We start from the raw sequence: 20,311 nt of genomic DNA, 5'->3' as shown, positions 1-20,311 counted from the left end.
AACGGACCTAGAGGCCGTCGACGGGCGCTCCCGGTGCGCGGGATGTCCGGACTGCCGTCGGCTTCCGTTAACGGGCTCAATCGGGGCGGTCCGCTGTGCTCGGCCGTGGGCGCAGATCTTGGTGGTCCCTTGCTGCTGTACCAGCAATCTTTTTCCAACATCCGTGGCGTGGGGCGCCTGCTCAGGACGCAGGTGTTCGATGAGGAAACGGTGAGCATTCAGGGCGTCGGATCTGGAGCATTCATCTCTGAGCCCCAGATCCACCGGCCTCAGACGGGCTCACGCAAGGCAGCCGACGACAGCGGTGCCGGCAGGGCGTCGGTGGGAGCCGGCCTGTGCGTGCGCCTGCGCCCGGACCTCCGGTCGCGCCGATGGCGTCGGAAAGCGGCTTCGTAGGCGGGACGCGCGGTCCGCGAACGGGCTCGGTGTGCCCGACGCACGACGAAAGCTGCGGCGAGCCGGACGCTCGGCGCAAACAATGCGCTTGTTCACAAGGGTTTCAGTGGGCGGCGTCGGCGAATATCGATCGCGCGCGCGGCGGCTCCACGATGAAGATGTCGGTATGGGTAGCCGGCGATTCGGTGCGGCTGATCAGGCGCTCTTCGACGTGGTCGCACGGCGGGGCGCTGACAACGCTGCCTTGATTCAGGGGGCTTGTCAGGCGCTGATCGACGGGCTGGACTCGCCGGCGTTGCGTGATCTGGCCGGCGCTTCCGTGCGTGATCGGCCCACCGACGTCCACGAGCTTGTCGTCGCGGCGTTGGCCGAGCTCGACATCCCGTACCCGGGAACGATTGTCGGTCCGTTGGCCCGTCGGCCCGGTGTCGACGTGCTGCGTCTCGACATCGGTCCCGCGGACGACGGCAGCTTCCAGGTGCGCGTCCATGTCAACGGCGCCGAGATGACCTCGGCCGGGGCCGGGCTCGGGATGGATCCGTACGACATCCTGATCCCGACCAACCGCCTCGTGGCCACCGCCGTGCCGACGCGGTCGCCGATCGCTCGCTGCGGATGCGGCGTCTATGGCTGCGGTTCGACGGACATCGCCATCGTCCGGGACGGCGATCTCGTGCACTGGGACTGGCTGCTCGAGATGCCGATGGGCCGGGGTGTGTCGTTCGCGGCCGCCGACTACGACGCCGAGGTCGATCGGGTGGCGCGAGACCACTCCTGGGAGACGCCGGCACGCACCGCTGGAAGGCTGGTCCTCACGGACCTCGACTACGACAGACTCGCCGCCTTTGGCCTGAAGCCGTCGTGGGTGGCCAACCACTACCGCTACCCCGAGAGGTTCCTCGTGGCGCTGACGATCCGCGACGACTACCAGGTCTTCGTGACGACGCCGTGGCGCGGGCGCGGTCCGGAGGAGTTGGCCCGCGCGGTGCACGCCACGCTCGCCGCGCCACCAGCCAAGTGGAATGCGACGTGGCATCCCACCCGGCCGGCGCTGACCGGCCCACCGGCGATCGCCGGCCGGTCCTGGCGCCGCGAGAGGATCTAGCGCGACGCGCCGATGGGCGCCTGGACCAGGGCGCCGTCGATGTAGCAGTAGCGCCAGTCCTCGCCCGGCTCGATCGTGCGGATCAGCGGATGGCCGAACTGCTCATAGTGTGCGGTCGCGTGCTTGTTGACCGAGTCGTCACAACACGCGACGGCGCCGCAGGTCAGGCACATCCGGAGGTGGACCCATTCGTCGCCGTTCTCCACGCACCGCGGGCACTCGTCGGCGTCGGTCTCCGTGACCTGGACGCGGTCGAGGTGGGTGCAGGCCGTGCTCATGGTCTGCTCGCGGACGTACGTCCAGTTGGAGCGGAACAGCCGGTCCGGGATCACCCGCGCGAGAGGACGGGAGCGGGCGGCCAGCACCGGGCTGACGATCGCCAACACCAGGACGTACAAGGCGATGAATGGTCCGATTCGTTCGTCGAGGCCCGCGGCGAGCGCCAGGGTCGCCAGGATCAGCGAGAACTCGCCGCGGCCCAGCACCGTCAGCCCGATGTTGGCCGCGGCGCGTTGGTTGAAACCGAAGAGGCGGGCCGTCACGAGCCCCGCGGCGAGGTTGGCCGCGACCGTCGCGACGACGGCGAGTGCGACCGCCGGCGCGACCGACGCGAGGGCGCCGACGTCGATGCTGAGCCCGAACGCGACGAAGAACACGGCGGCGAAGACGTCCCGCAGCGGCAGCACCAGCTTCTCGACCCGCGCCTTGAGCTTCGTGCGGGACACGACCAGGCCGATCAGTAGTGCCCCGATCGCGTCGGAGACCCCGACCTCCGCAGAAGTGCCTGCGACGAGCAGCACCACACCGACGACGAGGACCGCGAGCAACTCGTCCTCGTTGCTGCCGATCAGCCCGCCGAGCGCGCGGGCGCCGAAGCGCGCGAAGAGGAATAGCAGCACCAGGAAGCCGAAGCTGGTCGCCATGTCGAACGCGAGGTCGCCACCGGATCCGCCGGAGAGCACGGGCGTGAGCAGCGCGAGATACAGGGCCAGGAACAGGTCCTCGATGACGATGATGCCGAGGATCGCCGGTGTCTCGGCGTTGGTGAGTCGGCGCAGCTCGATGAGCAGCTTCGTCACGATCGCCGACGACGAGATGCCCAGCGCGCCGGCGATGACCAGCGACTCGCGCAGCCCCCAACCGAGGATGGCACCGATGCCGAACCCGGTGCTCACGTTGATGACGATGTAGCTGCCGGCGGCGATCAGGAGCCGGCGGCCGCTGCCGAGCACCTGCTCGACCGGGAACTCCACGCCGAGGTGGAACAGGAGCAGCACCAGACCGAGCGCGGCGAGCAGCGCCAGGTCCTCGGGATGCTCGACGAGCACGGGCCCGGGCGTCGCCGGACCGAGCAGTATGCCGGCGAGCATGTAGAACGGGACGGTCGGCATCCCGAACCGGCGGCCGGCCCGGGCCAGCAGGCCGGCGATGAGCACAAGGGCGCCGATACCGATGAGATCAACGTGCATGGCGCGCGCTCAGTCGTCGAAGAACGTCGCGGACAGCACGGCGGCCAGAATCCGCGCCTGCTCCTCGGTCAGCTCGATCACCGCGGCCGGCTCGTCATCACCGCGCTCGGCGAACGCGTACAGGTCGCGGGTGCCATCCCGCCGCACCACGACGGACAACCGTTGCCCACCCTGCCCGAAGGCGAGGTCATAGCGCTTGCCGACACCGGGCAGCTCCTGCACCCTGACACCACTGCCCAACGCCGCAACCCCGAATCCGTCGGCCCACCGGACACCGCGGTTCGGGCGTCCCGCTCGTACTAAACAGAGCGCACCGCCGTCGGACAATGGGTGCCAACACCCATGTTCAGGCGCCGGCGCGAGCGCGGGCCAGATCGCCTTGGTCCAGCAGCGCCAGGCACGCCCGCTCCTCTGGTTCCGTCGACGGGTCCGCGAGGTCCCGCCACGGTCCGACGCCCGCGATCACGCCGACGGCGCGGACCCGCGGTGGGGTCGACTGCCGCCGTCGCGACGGTGAGCGGTCCGCCGCCGGATGGACGATCGGCCGCCCCGACGGATCGCCGCCGTCGAAGTACTCGACAACTCGGCCGTCGGGCAGTGTCACGCCGCTCATAGGCGACCGAGGTAGGGGAGGAAACGGCCGACCGTGCGCGCGTACGTGCCGTAGGGCGTGCCCTGCACCCGGAGGAGGTAGGGCTCCTCCACCGCGCGGACCTGGAGTTGGATGCTGGCGACGAGGGTCAGCCAGGCCACGACCGCGACGGCGTTGGAGAGCATCAGGGTCAGGCCCAGGCTGGTGAGGGCCATCGCTGTGAAGATCGGGTTGCGGACCACCGCGAACGGGCCCGTGGTGACCAGCGGCGTGTGTTCGTCGGGGTCGACTCCGATGCGCCACGACGGGCCCATCGCCAGTTGTGCGATCAGCGTCGCCGCTAGGCCGGCGAGGGCCAGGAGCACGCCTGCCATCCGGACGAGGAGGTTGTGCGTCAGCACGGGCACGCCGACGATGCCGGCGATCGGGCCCGCGAAACCCAGGAGCAGGGCCGCGGCGAAGAGGAGCTTGGCCCACCAGCGGATCGTGCCGGGTGGGCCCGCATCCAGGCGGAGGCCCGTGTCTCCCGTCCGTCGCCAGTGGACGACGGTGCGCCAGCCGAAGGCCAGCGCGAGTGCCACGGTGTAGAGCGCCAAAGTGGACCAGGACCACGCCATCAGCAGCACCCGTCGCCGCGCCAGGCTTCGACGCCTTCTTTCACCGCTACGCCGGCGATGACCAGGGCCGCCAACGGATCCGCCCAGGACCAACCCAGCCAAGCGTTGAGCACCAAGCCTGCGAGCAACACCGCCGACAGATAGGTGCAGAGCATCGTCTGTGTCGAGTCCGCGAGGACCGTGGCCGAGCCGAGCTCGCGACCCGTGCGGCGTTTCGCGGCCACCAGCAGCGGCATGACGATCAGCGAGGCGATGGCCAGGCCGATGCCGACCGGGCTGGGGGTGGCCTCGTCGCCGAAGGTCAGCGCGCGGATCGAGTCGAACGCGACCCACGCGGCCAGCGCGAAGAACGAGATGGCGATCAGCCTCAGGGCGAGGCGTTCCCGCGATTCCGGGACCCGCGCGCGGAACTGCCAGATGATCACAAGAGCGCTGAGGACCTCGACGAACGAGTCGAGACCGAAGCCGATCAACGCGGACGAGGACGCCGCGACGCCGGCCAGGATCGCGACGGCGCCCTCTGCCAGGTTGTACGCCGCCGTCGCGTAGGCCAGCCACAGGCTGCGACGCGACAAGGTGGCGCGCCGGGCCGGCGTCAGCACCGTCATGCCCGCACCCGGGCCGGATCACCGTAGACCGGGCACAACGCCACCGCACTGCCCGTCGCGGCGAGCACCGACTCGGCCGACCGCAGCAGGTCGAGCAGTTCTGGCCGGGTGAACGCGTAGAACGACTGCCGCCCCTCGACGCGGTAGTCGACCAGGCCGCAGTCCCGCAGGCACGCGAGGTGTTTGGAGACAGTGGACTGTGCCATCCCGAGCTGCGCGGTCAGGTCGACGACCCGCGCCTCCCCGTGAGCGAGCCGGTGGAGGATGGCCAGCCGGGTCGGGTCACCCAGCGACCGGAACAACGCCACGGCCGGCTCCAACTCATGCGCACAACTCATCGCCACGAAGCGATGATAACCCCCTGAGGCGATGCCAGCGCAACGGTCAGCCTGTCTCGAGTAGGGCCGCGCGGACCGAGGGCCAGCCGCGGAGGACCTCCGCGACGTCGGCTGGGGCCGACGCGATCGCGGCCACGTGTGCCGTGAGCAGGGTGTCGTCGACCAGGACCGGCAGGCCCGAAGACGCTGACTCGACCGCACACAGCACCATCGCCAGGCTCAGCACGTTGCGGTGCACGCGGGTCGCCGGGCGTTGGCCCGTGCGCAGCGCCGCCACGAAGACGGCGAGTGACGCGCTGATCGTCTCCAGCAGCGTGCTCGCCGGGCCGGCCAGGTCGCCGTCCCACGCGGCCGTGCCCGCCGCCGTGTGGGCCTGCCAATCGCCGTTCCACGATGTGTCGAAACCGGTGCTGCACCACGACGCCGTGTACGAGTACCGCGCCCCCGACGCGAAGCGGAACACCGCACTGGCCGCCGCGTCGCCCGCATACCAGCTCCAGGGCGGGTTGTACGCGTCGCAGAACACCCGCACCGGCTCGTCGTCGAGCAGATACCGGGCCATGTCGAAGGCGTGGATGGCCATGTCCAGCAGCAGCGGGTGCTCCATCATCTCGCGGAAGCCGCCGAACCTCGGGCCCCGGTAGAACGACGTCGTCAGCGACCCGACCGCGCCCAACCCGGCGATCTGCTTCTTGAAGCCCGCCAACCCGAGCTCGAACCGGCGCGACTGGCTGACCGCGAACAGCGTGCCCGTCAGCTCCGACAGCGCCGCCAGGTGCAGTGCCTGCGGCAGCGTCGCCGTCAGCGGCTTCTCGCCCAGCACCGGCAGACCCAACCGCAACGCCGACGCCGTCACCTCGAAGTGCGCCGCGGGCACGGTCGCGTCGATGACGAAATCGGCCGAGCCGGCGACGGCCGCCAGCTCCGTCGCCCAGGGAACCCGACCACCGGCCGCCCGGGAGGCGGCCGCGCCGTCGAGGTCGACCACCGCCGCCAACTCCACGTCCGGGCTCGCGGCCACGGCGTCCAGCCACTCCGTGCCCATCGCACCCGCACCCACCAGCACGGCACGCAGGGTCATGCGTACCAACCGACCGGCGCGTACGCGATCGGCGTCACGTCCCGCGCCGCGCCCCCGGCAACGTAGACGGCGGCGTTGGCGATGACCCGCCGCACGTCGGGGTGGTGGTAGACGGGGTAGTCCTGGTCGCCCGGGCTGAAGTAGAACACCCGCCCGCGCCCTCGCCGCCACGCGCAACCGCTGCGGAACACCTCGCCGCCGCTGAACGAGCTGACGAACACCAGCTCGTCGGGCGCGGGAATGTCGAAGAACTCGCCGTACATCTCCTGGCGGTCGATCACGATCGGGCTCGGCACCCCGGCGGCGACCGGGTGCGTCGGGTCCACCGTCCACACGAGCTCGCGGTCGTCGCCGTTGCGCCAGCGCAGCGCGCAGCTCGTGCCCATGAGGCGTTTGAAGATCTTCGACCAGTGGCCCGAGTGCAGCACGACCAGGCCCATCCCGGCGAGCACCGCCGCCTGGACCCGGTCGACCAGGTCGTCGCTCACCTCGTCGTGCGCCATGTGTCCCCACCAGGTGAGCACGTCGGTCGACTCCAGCAGCGACGGCGGCAGCCCTTGGTCGACCGAGTCCAATGTGGTGCAGCGCACGACGACCGGGCGAGCCGCGTACTCCGCGATGCCGGCGGCGATCGTCTCGTGCATCCCCTCGGGATAGAGCGCCGCCACGTTGGCGTCGCGTTTCTCGTGCCGGCCCTCGCCCCACACGGTCACGCGGATCGGTTCGTCGGCCATCGGCGCTCACCCCCACCCGGCATTCTCGGCGAGGAGCGCCGGGCCCGCTACCCGTCGACCGACGCGGCCGCGCGGGCGCGGATCTCTTCGACGACCGACGGGTCGGCCAGGGTGGTGGTGTCGCCGAGGGAGCCCTCCGACGCGATGTCGCGCAGCAGGCGGCGCATGATCTTGCCCGACCGGGTCTTCGGCAACTCCGGCGTGAACACGATGTTCGCCGGCACGGCCAGCTTCCCGATCTTGTCAGCCACGTGTTGCCGCAACTCGTCGACGGCATCCGGCGAGCCTTCGCGGCCGCCCTTGAGCGTCACGTACGCGACGATCGCCTGGCCCGTCCGCGGGTCCGGGCGCGCGCACACCGCGGCCTCGGCCACGCTCCGGTCGTCGACCAGCGCACTCTCCACCTCGATCGTGGAGATCCGGTGCCCGGACACGTTCATCACGTCGTCGAGCCGGCCGAGCAGCCAGAAGTCGCCGTCCTCGTCGATTCGCGCGCCGTCGCCGGTGAGGTAGTGGCCCGGATACTTCGACCAGTAGGTGTCGACGTACCGCTGAGGGTCACCGTGGATGCCGCGCAGCATCGCCGGCCATGGCCGGTCGAGCACCAGTTGCCCGTTGGCGACCGGCCGGCCCTGCGAGTCCAGCGTCGCCGCCTCGACTCCGACGAACGGACGCCCGACCGAGCCCGGCTTGAGCGTGCCCGACCCCGGCAGCGGACTGATCATGATCATCCCGGTTTCGGTCTGCCACCACGTGTCGACGACGGGCGCGCGGCCGGCGCCGATGTGGGTGCGGTACCACGACCACGCCTCCGGGTTGATCGGCTCACCGACGCTGCCGAGCAGGCGGATCGACGACAGGTCGTGCCGGGCGGCGAACTCCGGACCCCATTTCATGTGGGTACGGATCGCGGTGGGTGCCGTGTAGAGCACGGTGACGCCGTGCCGCTCGACGATGTCCCACCAACGGTCGCGGTCGGGGAAATCCGGCGTGCCCTCGTAGAGCACGCTGGTCACGCCGTTACACAGTGGACCGTAGACGATGTAGCTGTGGCCGGTGATCCAGCCGATGTCGGCCGCACACCAGTACACCGTGTCGGGCTGGAGGTCGAAGACGTAGCGGTGGGTGGTCGCGACGCCGACCAGGTAGCCCGCGGTCGTGTGCACGATGCCCTTTGGCTTGGCCGTCGTGCCGCTGGTGTACATGAGGAACAGCAGGGCCTCGGCGTCGAGCGGCTCGCACGGGCAGTTGGCCGGGTCCTCGTCGACGTGGGCGCTGGCCTCGTGGTACCAGACGTCGCGGCCCGGCGTCATCGAGACCGGGCCGTCCGTGCGGCGGACGACCACGCACCGGCGCACGCCCGGCGCGGCGGCCATGGCCTTGTCGGCGACCGCCTTGAGCGGCACTGTCCGGCCCCGCCGCCAGGCCTCGTCCTGTGTCACCAGCACCTGGCAGCCCATGTCGTCGATCCGGCTGGCCAGCGCGTCGGCGGAGAAACCGCCGAACACCACCGTGTGCGGTGCGCCGAGCCGCGCGCAGGCCAGCATCGCGATCGGCAGCTCGGGCACCATGCCCAGGTAGATGGCCACGTTGGTGCCGCGGCCGACGCCCAGCTTCTTGAGCGTGTTGGTGAACCGCACCACCCGCCGCTGCAGTTCCGCATAGGTGAGGGCGAGCCGGTCGCCGACCGGCTCGCCCTCCCAGTGGTACGCGACCCGCTCGCCGTGGCCGGCCTCGACGTGCCGGTCGACGCAGTTGTAGCAGGCGTTGAGCCGGCCGCCGAGATACCACTTCGCGTAGGGCGGGTCCCATTCGCGCAGCGTGTGGAACGGCGTGAACCAGTCGACGCGCGCGCGGCCCTCCCGGGTCCAGAACTCGTCCGGGTCCTGGTCCCAAAGGGCGCTCATTGCGCGCTGGTCGCCGGCGTCCGGCGGCGCGTCAACCGGTCCAGGTCGACCTTGAGCGGGCCGCCCACCTTGGCGACCTTGCGGCCCAGCAACCCGTTGATCAGACCCGCCGACGACACGTACCACGCGACCAACGCCGCGATCACGCCGAAGTAGCCCCCGATCCGGACCACCTGGTTGTTGTCGATGAAGAACCCGACGCAGAGCACGACCAGCGTGACGCCCACGAAGAAGAAGAGCAGGAACAGGGCCTCGTTGACCTGGCTCGCCCACAGTGTCAGATAGGCGTTGAACAACGCGAACGTCAGGAAGATCCAGGCGAGGTCGTTGCGTTGCGCCGCGGCGCCGGCGCCGGGCGCGACCAGGATGACGTACAAGGCCAGGCCGAGATAGAACGCGCCGTACATCGAGAAGGCGACCGTCCCGAACAGGTTGCGGTTGCGGAACGACCACATGCCGGCGAGCAGTTGCACCAGGCCGCCGGCGAAGATGCCGAACGTCAGCCAGGCGACCGTGCCGCTCGTCCAGCCCGCGTTGAACGCGGAGAACATGAATGTGGCCAGGGCGAACGCGGCGAAGCCCAACGGCACGGCGTCGGAGACGCCGCCCAGGACGCCCGGCGGCCGCGCCTCGGGCGGGACCTCCTCGGGGCTCCCGGCCGTCGAAGTCATCGGCATGCGCGGGTCGCCCGGCCGGCCCATCGGCCGGTTCGGTTCGCCCATCGCGGGTTGCTGGCTGGTCATCGCGACCCCCTCTTCAGCAGACAACGCACCAGACGCGCGTGCGGCGTGCGCCGAGCGATGGCGGAAGAGACGGTGCACAACCCGGTCTGCGGCGATCGGGCCGCCGGAAACAGCGCCCGACACGTGCGCAATTCCCACTATTTCACCGTGCCCGGTGGCCGCACGGCGTTCGCCGGTTTACGCGACGGGATGGGCCGGTGTGGCGCCAGCAGCGCGTGCGGCGACCAGCACCGCCACGCCGTCGAGGATGCGGGCCAGCCCGAAGTCGAGGGCCTCGTTCTGGTGCCCGCCGCCGCGCGCCTCGCTCAGCGCGGCGTGCAGCGCGGGGAACCGGTCCTCCCGGCCCGCCACCAGCGCGGCGAACGCGTCGTCCAGCGGGCCTTCGGCATCCGCCTCCGGCGCGGTCTGTGCCGCCAGGTTGCGCGCGTGACCCACGAGGACCACCGCCACGTCGAGCATCTCGTCGCCGCGCAGGCCGGTGCCGGTCAGCGCGGCGACCGCCGCCTCCAGCCAACCGACCTCGTTGGGCCCGATCGCCCGGGCGCCGACGGCCGCCTCGATCGCCCACGGGTGGGCGGCGAAGGCCGTGAAAAGGGCGCGCGTCCAGGTGTCCAGGGCCGCTCGCCAGCCAAGCCCGGACAGCGCCGGCGGGCCGCCGAGGCCGGCGTCCAGCATCAGCGCGACCAGTTCCGCCTTGCCCGGCACGTACCGGTAGAGGGCCATCTTGGTCACGCCGAGCCGGTCGGCGACGCGCTGCATGGTGACCGCCGCGAGCCCGTCGGCGTCGGCGATCGCGATGCCCGCGCGCGCGATGTCGGCCAGCGTGAAGGCCGGCCGCGGCCCACGCCGGGGCACGGGTGCCGGCTCCCACAACAGCTCGTCCATCGTCGCCACCCTAGGGCTTGCTGCCTCGCCAAAACTGTGTCTATCGTAAACCGTATCTCACGGACACAGTTTTGAGGAGGTTCCATGGGCAGCGAACTGAGCGGTTTCCGAGTGCTGATCTCGGGCGCCGGGATCGCCGGGCCGGCGCTGGCCTGCCGGCTGGCCGACGCGGGCGCCGAGACCACCGTGGTGGAAATCGCGCCGAGGCTGCGCACCAGCGGGTTCGCCGTGGACTTCCGCGGCCCGACCCACCTGCGCGTGCTGGAGCGAATCGGGGTGCGCGCCGCGCTCGAGGCGGTGCAGACCCACGGCGGCGCGATGCGCACGGTCGACGCGAACGGGCGGACCATCTTCGAGTTGCCGGCCGAGTTCGCGGGCGGTGACCTCGAGCTGCGCCGGCGCGACCTGACCGCCGTGCTGCACGAACGCTCCGCCGACCGGGTCCGCTACGTGTTCGGCGACTCGATCACCGCGCTGCGCGACGGACCGGCCGGCGTGGAGGTCGCGTTCCGCGGTGGTGGCAGCGCGACCTACGACGCCGTGGTCGGCGCCGACGGCATCCACTCGACGGTCCGCCGGCTCGCGATCGGGCCCGAGGACCGGTTCGTGAAGCACCTCGGCTACCACATCGCGGGCTGGGACCTGACCAACGACCTGGGTGCGATCCCGCTCGCGCAGCAATACAACGTCCCGGGGCGGATGGCCAGCGTCGCGGCGGACGAGCGCGACCCGGCCGTGGCCGGCGCCCTGTGCGTCTGGGCGTCCGGGCCGCTCGGCGTCGGCTGGCACGACGTGGCCGCGCAGAAGCGCGCCGTGTCCGCCGCGTTCGACGGGCTGGGCTGGCACGTGCCGCGCCTGCTGGCCGGGCTCGCGGACGCGCCGGACCTCTACTTCGACGCGATCAGCCGGGTCTCCGTGCCGACGTGGCACAAAGGACGGTCGGTGCTGCTCGGCGACGCCGCATGGGGCGTGACCCTGGGCGGCATGGGCGTGGGCACCGGTGTGGTCGGCGCCTACGTGCTGGCGGGGGAGTTGGCCCGGACCGGCGGCGACGTCACGGTCGCGTTCCCGGCCTACGAGCAGCGCATGCGGTCGTACGCCGGCCGGTGGCAGAAGGGCGCGAGCCCGGGCCGGTTCCTGGCCCCGGCGAGCCGGCCAGGCCTGTGGTTCCGCAACACGATGTTCCGCCGCGCCGCCGTCCGCCGCCTACTGGTGAGTAGCTCGACCGCCCTCGCCAAGTCGGCGGACCTCCCCGACTACCCCTGAGGCACCCTCACCCGTTCGGGGCGCGTCTGCCGGCCAGCCCGGGTCGTTAGGCCCAAGGCTGAATGGCAGACGACCCCCGGGGGCCCGTTTTGACGTCCGTAGTTCCAAAGCCGATCGTCACGCGTCCATGGCCGGTCCGGGAGCAGGTGCACGGCAACGCGTTCACGCGCCTGATCCGCACCACCGACGCGAAGACGATCGGGATCCTGTACCTCACCACATCGTTCGGCTTCTTCGTCGCCGGCGGCATCATGGCGATGCTGATGCGCGCCGAGCTAGCCCGGCCCGGGCTGCAGTTCCTGTCGACGGAGCAGTACAACCAGCTGTTCACCATGCACGGCACGATCATGCTGCTGCTGTTCGCCACGCCGATCGTGTTCGCGTTCGCGAACTTCATCGTGCCGCTGCAGATCGGTGCGCCGGACGTGTCGTTCCCGCGGCTCAACGCGTTCGCGTACTGGCTCTACCTGTTCGGCGGTTCGCTGGTGCTACTCGGGTTCGCGACCCCGGGCGGCGCGGCCGACTTCGGCTGGTTCGCCTACACGCCGTTGAGCGACGTGGAGAACTCGCCCGGCATCGGGCCGAACATGTGGCTCGTCGGCCTGGTCATCTCCGGCCTGGGCACGATCCTGGGCGCGGTCAACATGATCACCACGATCGTCACCCTGCGGGCGCCCGGCATGACGATGTTCCGGATGCCGATCTTCACCTGGAACATCCTGCTGACCGCCGTGATGGTCATCTTCGTGTTCCCGCTGCTCGCCGCGACGCTGCTCGCGCTCGGCGCGGACCGAATACTCGATGCCAAGGTGTACGAAGCGTCCACGGGCGGTGCGCTGCTCTGGCAGCACCTGTTCTGGTTCTTCGGCCATCCCGAGGTCTACATCGTCGCGCTGCCGTTCTTCGGCATCATCACCGAGGTCATCCCGGTTTTCTCGCGCAAGCCCGTCTTCGGCTACAAGGGACTGGTCGCGGCCACGATCGCGATCGCGGCGCTGTCGATGAGCGTGTGGGCGCACCACATGTTCGCCACGGGTCAGGTGCTGCTGCCGTTCTTCAGCTTCCTGAGCTATCTGATCGCGGTGCCGACCGGGGTGAAGTTCTTCAACTGGATCGGCACGATGTGGCGAGGGCAGATCACTTTCGAGACACCGATGCTGTTCGCGGTCGGCTTCCTGGTCACCTTCCTGCTGGGCGGGCTCACCGGGGTGCTGCTGGCCAGCCCGCCGGTCGACTGGCACGTCTCGGACTCGTACTTCGTAGTTGCCCATTTCCACTACGTGCTGTTCGGGACGATCGTGTTCGCTGTGTACGCCGGGGTCTACTTCTGGTTCCCGAAGATGTTCGGCCGGATGCTGGACGAACGACTGGGCAAGATCCACTTTTGGCTGACGTTCATCGGCTTCCACACCACGTTCCTGGTGCAGCACTGGCTGGGCAACGAGGGCATGCCCCGGCGGTACGCGGACTACCGGCCGTCCGACGGCTTCACCACGTTGAACGAGATCTCGTCGATCGGCGCGTTCGTCCTCGGCGCGTCGACGCTGCCGTTCATCTACAACTGCTGGAAGGCCTACCGGGCGGGTCCCGTCGTGCTGGCCGACGACCCGTGGGGGCACGGCAACTCGCTGGAGTGGGCGACCTCGTCCCCGCCGCCGCTGCGCAACTTCGACCGCATGCCGCGGATCCGGTCCGAGCGGCCGGCCTTCGACGCGAAGTTCCCGGAGTTGGCGGCCGGCGCCCAGTCGATCGCGGGACCGCCGGAGGGTGGCGCGCGGCCGTTCTCGCGGGAGTCCGACGGCGGGGCCTCGTACCCGGAGGACCGGCCCCGGCGCTGACGCCGCCGCGCGTACACATCGAGAAATTTCGTTAGGTCTATTTACTGTTAGGTTTGTTTACCTTATCTTTGGGGCCAAGAAGGGATCGGTATCGCTCTATGAAGTGAGGAGGACTTCATGCGTAGACGCATCCTGCTTCCGGTGCTGACCGTCGCCGCCCTGCTGGTCTCGATGTTCCTGGCCGCGCCGGCTCAGGCGCACGGCTACATCTCCTCACCGCCGAGTCGGCAGGCGATGTGCGCGCAGGGCCGGGTCGCCAACTGCGGCGACATCGTGTACGAGCCGCAGAGCGTCGAGGCGCCGAAGGGCTCCATGCAGTGCAACGGCGGCGGCAGCCGGTTCGCCGTCCTCAACGACAACAGCCGCAACTGGCCCGCCACCTCGGTCGGGCAGAGCGTCACGTTCAACTGGGTGATCACCGCCCGGCACGCGACGAGCACATGGGAGTACTTCGTCGGTGGCTCCCGGATCGCGGTCTTCGACGACCGCGGCGCGCAACCCGGCGCGACGAAGTCACACAACGTCAGCATGGGCGGCCGCACCGGCCGCATCACGGTGCTGGCCCGCTGGAACGTCGCCGACACCGCCATGGCGTTCTACGCCTGCGTCGACCTGCAGGTCGGCAGCGGCGGCGGTGGTGGGGAGAACCCGCCGCCTCCGCCACCCCCGCCGACGTGCGGCAGCCCGTGGAGCGCGAGCGCGGTCTACAACGGCGGCGCGATCGTCTCCTACAACGGCCGGCGTTGGCAGGCCCAGTGGTGGACGCAGGGCGAGACGCCCGGCACCACCGGCGAGTGGGGCGTCTGGCGAGACCAGGGCGCCTGTTCCTGACCGCTGAACCGGCCCGCGCCACCGCCGTGTGGCGCGGGCCCTCGCGCTCGGGAGGGATCTCGATGAGACGGCTCGCTGTTGCGCTCGCCGCGGCGGTGGTCCTGCTTGGTGGGTGTGGCAAGGGTGAATCGGCGGCGTCCTACAACGACACCGACGTCATGTTCCTGCAGATGATGCTCGCTCACCACGAGCCGGCCGGGAAGCTGCTGGAGCTGGGGGAGCGGCAGGCGAGCGACCCGGCGGTCAAGGCGGTGGCGACGGAGCTGGCCGCGGGCCAGGCGGCCGAGACCGCGACGATCCGGTCCCGCCTGACGAGCTGGGGCCAGCCGCTGGTCTCGACCGCGCACGCGGGCGCGCACGAGGCCCATGGCGGGCTGCCGCTGCTCGACGACGCCGAGCTGCTCCGGCTGGCCGGCCTGACCGGGCGCGAGTTCGACAGCACCTTCCTCACGATGGTGATCGGCCACCAGCACGGCGCCGTGGAGCTGGCCCGGATGGAGGCCGCGGCGGGCACGGACCCCGAAACCCGCGACCTGGCCACGCGTACGGACGAGACCGTGCGCGCGCAGATCCAACGCCTCCTGCGGATGGTCGCCTAGAACACCACGCGGGCGGCGTCCAAGGGGCTGTCGGGTGGCAGGTCCACGCCGTCGCGGCCCGACAGGTGGAGCATCATGCCCAGCGTGTCGGCCGTGACCGACTCGACCGGTGGGCCCGTGCCGATCTCCCAGACCCCGCCGGCCGGGCCGGTGAGCTCCAGGCGCAGCGGCGGGCGGCGCCAGCCACGGTCGAGGTCGCGGACCACCTGGCCGACGATCTCGAAGTCGTGTTCGTCCACGTCGAACACCCGGCTGGTCGCGCGGGCCAGCTCCAGGCGGTGCATCCAGGTGTCCCGGGCCATGATCACGTCGAGCAGATAGCCCAGGTTGGGCTCCGCCAGGGGTGACTCGGGGAAGAAGCGGTCCGTCGAGATGCGCCGGAAGATCGACGGCATCAGGCGGATCCGGCGGATCGCCACCGGGCCGTGCTTGGCCAGGTGGTCGAAGAGCGCCTGCGGCGACAGGCGGCCCAGGTCGTCGAGCTGCACCTGATTGTGGCCGTCGAGCGCGATCATCTCGGGATACCGCTTCTTGGCGGTACGCAGCCGGCGCAGCAGCACGGTCGGCTTGGCGATCTCCTCGTACTGGCCGCAGACGTGCGCCGTGACGTCCTTGACCGTCCAGCCCTTGCAGTCGGTCGCGCGTACCCAGTCGGCGTCGTCGAGGGCGGTCAGCGCGGCGCCGAACGCGCGTAGCTCGGCCGCGGCAACGTCCGCCGCGCGGCGTCGGCTGAGGCCCTGCGGCCGGGTGTCGATAGCCATCGCGATCACCTCTCTCTTAGAAAGCTAAGCGCGACACGCTGACCAACTCGCCCAGATTCCGCCAACTTCCGAGATTCGACTCTTATGCGAAGTTTCCCTGCATATATTCGGCCCTGGGAGAGTTGTGAAGGGAGAAACCAATGGGGAAACTGCGCACGAGGGTGGGCTTGGGCGCGGCGGTGGTCGGGATCGGTCTGGCACTGAGCGCGCCCGCGTACGCGGACGGTGTTCGCTTCCAGATCACGAGCCCGCAGAGCGGCTCGACGATCTCGAACGCGCCGACGGTCCGCGGGCTCGGCACGCCCGGGGCCCGGGTCGCGGTCGAGGCGATCAGCCAGCGGAACAACGACCACCAGTGGAACAACGGCGACCAGCGCCCGGGCAACAACGACCAGCGTCCTGGCAACAACGACCAGCGTCCTGGCAACAATGACCAGCGTCCGGGCAACGACCAGCGTCCGGGTAACGGCCAGAGTCCCGGCAACAACGACCAGCGTCCGGGCAACGACCAGCGTCCGGGCAACGACCAGCGTCCCGGCAACGGCGACCCGCGGCCCAGCAACCAGCCCGAGAGCGGCGACCGCGCCGTGGCCGGCACCTGCAACACCACCGTCAACCAAGAGGGCTGGTGGTCCTGCACGATCTCGCCGAACCTGCGGCCCGGCAAGTACAACATCGTCGCCCGGCAGAGCCTGCCCGGTGCGGGCAACGACGTCGCCACGGTCGAAAACCTGACCGTGCCCGGCGGCCAGCTGCCGGTCACACCGGGTCCGGACCCGGTGCCGGTCGTCGCCGGTGGCCTGGTGCTGCTGCTCGGTGGCGCGGTGGTCGTCGCCGCGACCCGCACCCGCCGCCGCGGTAAGCACGCGGCCTGAGCACCGACCCCGAGGTGGAGCCGCCCGCACCAGGGCGGCTCCACCTCCGGCATGGGAGCACCGCCGACCGGGTAGGAACGAGATCGTGAACGACCAGCACCGCCGCCCGCCGGGCGTCGACGACGACACCGTCGCCGCGCTCGGCAAGCTCAGCGAGGCCTTGGAGACGGTGGAACGGGTCCGCGGCCACCTCTACTCGGTGCACCAGCTCACCGGGCACGCGGACCTGATGCTCGACGAGGCGGTCGACCTCCTGCGCCGGGCCGGCCACGACGACCTCGCCGACGCCGTCCGCGACGAGCTGATCGGCCGCAACGTCATCGAGGGCCGGTGGACCTACCAGATCGTCGAGGACTACGACGCCGGCTACTACGCCGCCTTCCGCGACCTGGAGGCCCGCGCCCGCGACAGCCTCGTCGGCGGCCGCCGCCACCTCTACGAGGCGGAGATGAAAGAGCGTCGCCGCACCAAAGGCCGCCCCGGCCACGAGGCTTAGGTCATGTCTCGCGGATCAGGGCGCCGCGAGATACGACCTAGTAACCGGACCCCGTCAGCACCGAGGCCGGGCGCAGGATCGAGTCGAGCCAGCCCAACGCGCGCGCGTGGAACAGCGTGCGGGCGCCGGCCTCGCAGTGGTCGCCCGCGCCCTCGGCCACCGTGAAGGTGATCAGCTGCTTGCGGGTGGTCAGCGCGTCGTAGAGCTGCGGCGCCTGGGCACCGAGCGGGTCGCCCTCCGCGTGACAGACCAGCGTCGGGCAGGTGATCCGCCCCGCCCGGCCCTTCATCGTGTAGTCCCGGAGCATGTCGATGTAGGTCACCGCGTCCGCGGCGCCGTGCACGAGCTGGCCTCGGCGCAGCGACCAGCCCGCGGTCGGCCGCCGCTCGAGCCCGCGCAGGGCCCGGCGCAGGAAGGCGGTCGACGACGGCCGACCCTCGGCGAACCCGCGCGCGACCGGACCCGGCATCCGCTGGAGAGCCGTGTCGAACAGGTCGTACTCGCCGCCGTCGACGATGCACGCGGCCAGCCGGTGCTCCCCGCTGGCCGCCCGCGGCGCCAGGTAGCCGCCGAGGCTGAGGCCGATCAGCGCGATCCGGTTGATGTCGACGCCCGACTGATCGAGCACCCAGTCGACCACGGGGGTGAGCACGTTCTCCCAGTCGGGCCGCATGACGAGGCCGCGCTGCAGCAGCGCGGAGCCCTGGCCCGGGCCGTCGAAGGCCAGCACGTCGTAGCCGCGGGCGAGCGCCGCCGCGCCGTTGAAGAAGTAGAGCTCCTCGGCGGTGCTGTCGTAGCCGCCGACGCAGATCAGCAGTGGGCGGTCGCGCGCGTCGCCGCCGGTGCGGAAGAGGTAGCCCGGCAGCGTGGTGTCGGTGAACGGGATCTCCACCGCCTGCGGCGGCGCCGGCATCAGGGCGCCGCCGCGCCGGAACGCGTCGGTCTGCCGCAGGTTGGCCTCCACGGCCCGCCGGTCGAGCGGGGTGCCGAGCAGCATCGTGCCGGCGGTGCGGAAGTAGTTCGAGGCCCGCCAGTACGCGAGCCGCGCGGTCTCCAGGCGGCCCGCCGACTCCTCGGACTCGGCCAGCGCCTGCAGGCGGTTGGCGGTCAGCGTCCACTCGTCGTACCAGCTGCTCAGGTCTGTGCCCTGCACCCTGGCCAGCGTCGCCAGGCATTCACCGATGTCGGCGCCCCCATACGGGGTGTGGCCCATGGTGCGCAGCGTCTGCGCGCCGAACAGCTCGTCCTTGGCGCCGATTTTGGTCATCGGTACCTCCACGCTGGGGCTGGCCTCTGGCCAGCGTCGCACGCCTTGGACTGGCAGGCTGGGTAAATGGCGCACGAAGATCCCACCTTGCCGCCCATCGTCCGCGAGCTGGTCGTGCCGGTCGGGCCGACCGAGGCATTCGACCTGTTCACGACCAAGATCGGCGAGTGGTGGCCACCCGCGTTCACCGCCAGCGGCGACGCGCTCGCGGACGTGATCATGGAGCCCAGGGTCGGTGGACGGGTGTACGAGCGGGCGCGCGACGGCGGCGAGCAGGACTGGGGCGTGGTCGGCATCTGGGAGCTGGCCGAGCGGGTCGCGCTGCGCTGGACGCACGGCCTGCGCACGCCCGAGGCGACCCTGGTCGACGTGAGCTTCACCCCCGACGGCTCGGTCACCGCCGTGCGCCTGCAGCACGAGGGCTGGCACCCGGACCAGACCGCCGACCACGAACGCTTCGCCGCGGACGCGGGCTGGACGGCGGTCTTGGAGTCCTACCGCTCGAAGGCGGGCTAGACCCGGCGGGCGACCAGCACGGCGGCCACGCCGAGCAGCGTCGACAGGGTCAGCGTGCCGGCGAAGGACCACCACGCGCCGATGCCGGCCAGCGACTGGAAGAGCAGACCGGTGACCGCCAGCGCGAGGCTGCCGCCGACCACGTCGGCGATGCTCTTGGCCGCCGTGTTGAACCCCTGCGTCCCGGGCGCTGACGCCGCCAGCACGAGCGTGCTCACCCGCGGGTAGATCAGCCCCATCCCGCCGCCGGCCAGCAGCCAGCCGACGCCGACGAACAGCCAGTGCGGGGTGAGCAGCGCGGTCGCGAGCTCGGCGGCGGCGCCCGCGGCCAGGAACAGCGCGCCCAGCCGCATCACGGCCGCGTCGGTCCACCGCTCACCCAGGCGGCCCTGCACGTGCGACCCGGCGGCCCAGGAGATCGCACCGACCGTCAGCGTGAAACCGGAGAGCCAGCTCGGCAGCCCGTACCGGTCGTGCAGCAGCAGCGGCAGGTAGACCTCCGTGCTGAAGAAGGTGGCGCCGGCGGCCGCGCTCAGCAGAACCGTGGCGGGCAGGCCTGGCCGCGCCCGGAAGGTGTCGGGCGGCACCAGGCGGCGGACGGTGATCACCACGGCGGCGATCGCCACCGCGGCGAGCAGCCAGCCGCGCGCGTCGGCCAGATCGCTGGCCAGCCCGGCCGTGACCGCGCCGGTCGCGACGACGACCGCGGCCGCGATCCGCCTGCCGTCCAGGGCCGCCGCCGGGTCGCCGGTGGGCAGCGCGCCGCGCAGCACCGGCAGGGTGATCAGGGTCGCGGCGCCGACCAGCACGAGCACGCCGAGGAAGACCCAGTGCCAGCTCCACACGTCGGCCACCAGCCCGGCGACGAACGGCCCGACCATCGAGGGCACCACCCAGGCGGCGGCGAACAGCCCGAAGATCCGCGGGTGCAGCGCGGCCGGGTAGACGGCCGCGACCAGCACGTAGAGCGCGACCGTGATGCCACCGGCGCCGAGGCCCTGCAACAGCCGACCGGCGACGAAGACCGGCATCGTGGGCGCCGTGCCGGCGACGGCCAGGCCCAGCGCGAAGACGCCGATCGCGGTGAGCAGCGCCAGCCGGGGCCCGCGCCGGTCGGACCACGCGCCGGAGACGACCAGACCGACCACGCCGGTCGCCGTCGTGGCCACGAACGCGAGCGAGTAGAGCGCACGGCCGTCCAGCTCGGCGGTGATGGTCGGCATCACCGTGGTGACCGCGAGCGCCTCGAAGGCGGCGAGGAACACCAGGCTGGTCGAGCCCGCGGTGGCCAGCGCGTACCGGCGGTCGAAAAGATGGGCGCGTGGTTCGGTGGCGGTGGCAGTCACCGCACGATGATCGGACCTCAACCCCGCTTGAGGTCAATCGA

Annotated in this window: 21 protein-coding genes and 1 pseudogene; 8 read left to right on the top strand and 14 right to left on the bottom strand. The window is 71.1% G+C overall.

Features of this window, described 5'->3' with window-relative positions; genetic code table 11:
* Positions 1-502 precede the first annotated feature (502 nt).
* Positions 503-1,501, top strand: coding sequence for a hypothetical protein (locus Air01nite_RS34115; protein ID WP_203707498.1), 999 nt, complete (start codon positions 503-505; stop codon positions 1,499-1,501).
* On the opposite strand, the gene Air01nite_RS34110 is transcribed toward Air01nite_RS34115, so the two are convergent.
* From Air01nite_RS34110 to Air01nite_RS34060, 11 genes and pseudogenes are all read right to left on the bottom strand, one after another.
* The gene (locus Air01nite_RS34110; RefSeq protein ID WP_203707497.1) at positions 1,498-2,970 is read right to left on the bottom strand and encodes a cation:proton antiporter domain-containing protein; all 1,473 of its coding nucleotides are present in this window, start codon (positions 2,968-2,970) and stop codon (positions 1,498-1,500) included. The two genes, Air01nite_RS34115 and Air01nite_RS34110, sit on opposite strands and share 4 nt — an antisense overlap.
* A gap of 9 nt (positions 2,971-2,979) precedes the next feature.
* Positions 2,980-3,192: a cation:proton antiporter regulatory subunit gene (locus tag Air01nite_RS34105; RefSeq protein WP_239091158.1), complete on the bottom strand. Its 213-nt coding sequence runs from the start codon at positions 3,190-3,192 to the stop codon at positions 2,980-2,982.
* 124 nt (positions 3,193-3,316) lie between these two features.
* Positions 3,317-3,583 (bottom strand): hypothetical protein, encoded by a 267-nt coding sequence (locus Air01nite_RS34100; protein WP_203707495.1) that lies wholly within the window; start codon positions 3,581-3,583, stop codon positions 3,317-3,319.
* Positions 3,580-4,179, bottom strand: coding sequence for a methyltransferase family protein (locus tag Air01nite_RS34095; protein ID WP_203707494.1), 600 nt, complete (start codon positions 4,177-4,179; stop codon positions 3,580-3,582). The genes Air01nite_RS34100 and Air01nite_RS34095 overlap by 4 nt, the downstream gene beginning before the upstream one ends.
* A gap of 5 nt (positions 4,180-4,184) precedes the next feature.
* A pseudogene (locus Air01nite_RS34090) lies at positions 4,185-4,787 on the bottom strand (cation diffusion facilitator family transporter); the annotation flags it as partial.
* Entirely contained in the window at positions 4,784-5,125 is a 342-nt protein-coding gene (locus tag Air01nite_RS34085) for an ArsR/SmtB family transcription factor (protein ID WP_373310541.1), read from the bottom strand. The gene Air01nite_RS34085 and the pseudogene Air01nite_RS34090, both read right to left, overlap by 4 nt.
* A 46-nt stretch (positions 5,126-5,171) precedes the next feature.
* Positions 5,172-6,206, bottom strand: a complete 1,035-nt coding sequence (locus Air01nite_RS34080; RefSeq protein ID WP_203707491.1) for a Gfo/Idh/MocA family protein — start codon at positions 6,204-6,206, stop codon at positions 5,172-5,174.
* Positions 6,203-6,940, bottom strand: a complete 738-nt coding sequence (locus Air01nite_RS34075) for a ThuA domain-containing protein (RefSeq protein WP_203707490.1) — start codon at positions 6,938-6,940, stop codon at positions 6,203-6,205. The genes Air01nite_RS34080 and Air01nite_RS34075 overlap by 4 nt, the downstream gene beginning before the upstream one ends.
* Before the next feature lie 47 nt (positions 6,941-6,987).
* On the bottom strand, positions 6,988-8,847 hold the full coding sequence (acs, locus tag Air01nite_RS34070; protein WP_203707489.1) for an acetate--CoA ligase: 1,860 nt from the start codon (positions 8,845-8,847) through the stop codon (positions 6,988-6,990).
* Entirely contained in the window at positions 8,844-9,590 is a 747-nt protein-coding gene (locus Air01nite_RS34065) for an acetate uptake transporter (protein ID WP_203707488.1), read from the bottom strand. Before Air01nite_RS34065 ends, acs begins: the two co-directional genes overlap by 4 nt.
* A 177-nt stretch (positions 9,591-9,767) precedes the next feature.
* A complete protein-coding gene (locus tag Air01nite_RS34060) occupies positions 9,768-10,475 on the bottom strand; it encodes a TetR/AcrR family transcriptional regulator (protein ID WP_203707487.1) in 708 nt (235 codons plus the stop codon).
* Positions 10,476-10,559: 84 nt separating this feature from the next.
* Between Air01nite_RS34060 and Air01nite_RS34055 the strand changes: the two genes are divergently transcribed.
* From Air01nite_RS34055 to Air01nite_RS34040, 4 genes are all read left to right on the top strand, one after another.
* Positions 10,560-11,741, top strand: coding sequence for an FAD-dependent monooxygenase (locus Air01nite_RS34055; RefSeq protein WP_203707486.1), 1,182 nt, complete (start codon positions 10,560-10,562; stop codon positions 11,739-11,741).
* 89 nt (positions 11,742-11,830) lie between these two features.
* On the top strand, positions 11,831-13,579 hold the full coding sequence (gene ctaD, locus Air01nite_RS34050) for an aa3-type cytochrome oxidase subunit I (RefSeq protein ID WP_203707485.1): 1,749 nt from the start codon (positions 11,831-11,833) through the stop codon (positions 13,577-13,579).
* A gap of 117 nt (positions 13,580-13,696) precedes the next feature.
* Positions 13,697-14,410, top strand: a complete 714-nt coding sequence (locus Air01nite_RS34045) for a lytic polysaccharide monooxygenase (protein ID WP_203707484.1) — start codon at positions 13,697-13,699, stop codon at positions 14,408-14,410.
* Between the two features lie 62 nt (positions 14,411-14,472).
* Positions 14,473-15,009 carry a DUF305 domain-containing protein gene (locus tag Air01nite_RS34040; protein ID WP_203707483.1) on the top strand — a complete coding sequence of 179 codons (537 nt, stop codon included), beginning with the start codon at positions 14,473-14,475 and terminating at the stop codon, positions 15,007-15,009.
* Here the strand turns inward: Air01nite_RS34040 and Air01nite_RS34035 are convergent.
* On the bottom strand, positions 15,006-15,770 hold the full coding sequence (locus tag Air01nite_RS34035; protein WP_203707482.1) for a maleylpyruvate isomerase family mycothiol-dependent enzyme: 765 nt from the start codon (positions 15,768-15,770) through the stop codon (positions 15,006-15,008). The genes Air01nite_RS34040 and Air01nite_RS34035 overlap by 4 nt on opposite strands.
* A 140-nt stretch (positions 15,771-15,910) precedes the next feature.
* Between Air01nite_RS34035 and Air01nite_RS34030 the strand changes: the two genes are divergently transcribed.
* Both Air01nite_RS34030 and Air01nite_RS34025 read left to right on the top strand, forming a co-directional pair.
* Positions 15,911-16,645, top strand: coding sequence for a hypothetical protein (locus Air01nite_RS34030; protein WP_203707481.1), 735 nt, complete (start codon positions 15,911-15,913; stop codon positions 16,643-16,645).
* Positions 16,646-16,730: 85 nt separating this feature from the next.
* On the top strand, positions 16,731-17,141 hold the full coding sequence (locus Air01nite_RS34025; RefSeq protein ID WP_203707480.1) for a hypothetical protein: 411 nt from the start codon (positions 16,731-16,733) through the stop codon (positions 17,139-17,141).
* Between the two features lie 37 nt (positions 17,142-17,178).
* Here the strand turns inward: Air01nite_RS34025 and Air01nite_RS34020 are convergent, their stop codons facing one another.
* Positions 17,179-18,408 carry an alpha/beta hydrolase family protein gene (locus Air01nite_RS34020; RefSeq protein WP_203707479.1) on the bottom strand — a complete coding sequence of 410 codons (1,230 nt, stop codon included), beginning with the start codon at positions 18,406-18,408 and terminating at the stop codon, positions 17,179-17,181.
* Between the two features lie 66 nt (positions 18,409-18,474).
* On the opposite strand from Air01nite_RS34020, the gene Air01nite_RS34015 reads away from it, so the two are divergent.
* The gene (locus Air01nite_RS34015) at positions 18,475-18,924 is read left to right on the top strand and encodes an SRPBCC domain-containing protein (RefSeq protein ID WP_203707478.1); all 450 of its coding nucleotides are present in this window, start codon (positions 18,475-18,477) and stop codon (positions 18,922-18,924) included.
* Here Air01nite_RS34015 and Air01nite_RS34010 read toward each other — a convergent pair.
* Entirely contained in the window at positions 18,921-20,270 is a 1,350-nt protein-coding gene (locus tag Air01nite_RS34010; RefSeq protein ID WP_203707477.1) for an MFS transporter, read from the bottom strand. The two genes, Air01nite_RS34015 and Air01nite_RS34010, sit on opposite strands and share 4 nt — an antisense overlap.
* Positions 20,271-20,311: the final 41 nt, after the last annotated feature.

The organism is Asanoa iriomotensis, assembly GCF_016862515.1.
GTDB classification, from domain to species: Bacteria; Actinomycetota; Actinomycetes; order Mycobacteriales; family Micromonosporaceae; genus Asanoa; species Asanoa iriomotensis.
Note: the sequence above shows the minus strand (reverse complement) of the source record. Positions and strands in the feature narration are given on the sequence as shown.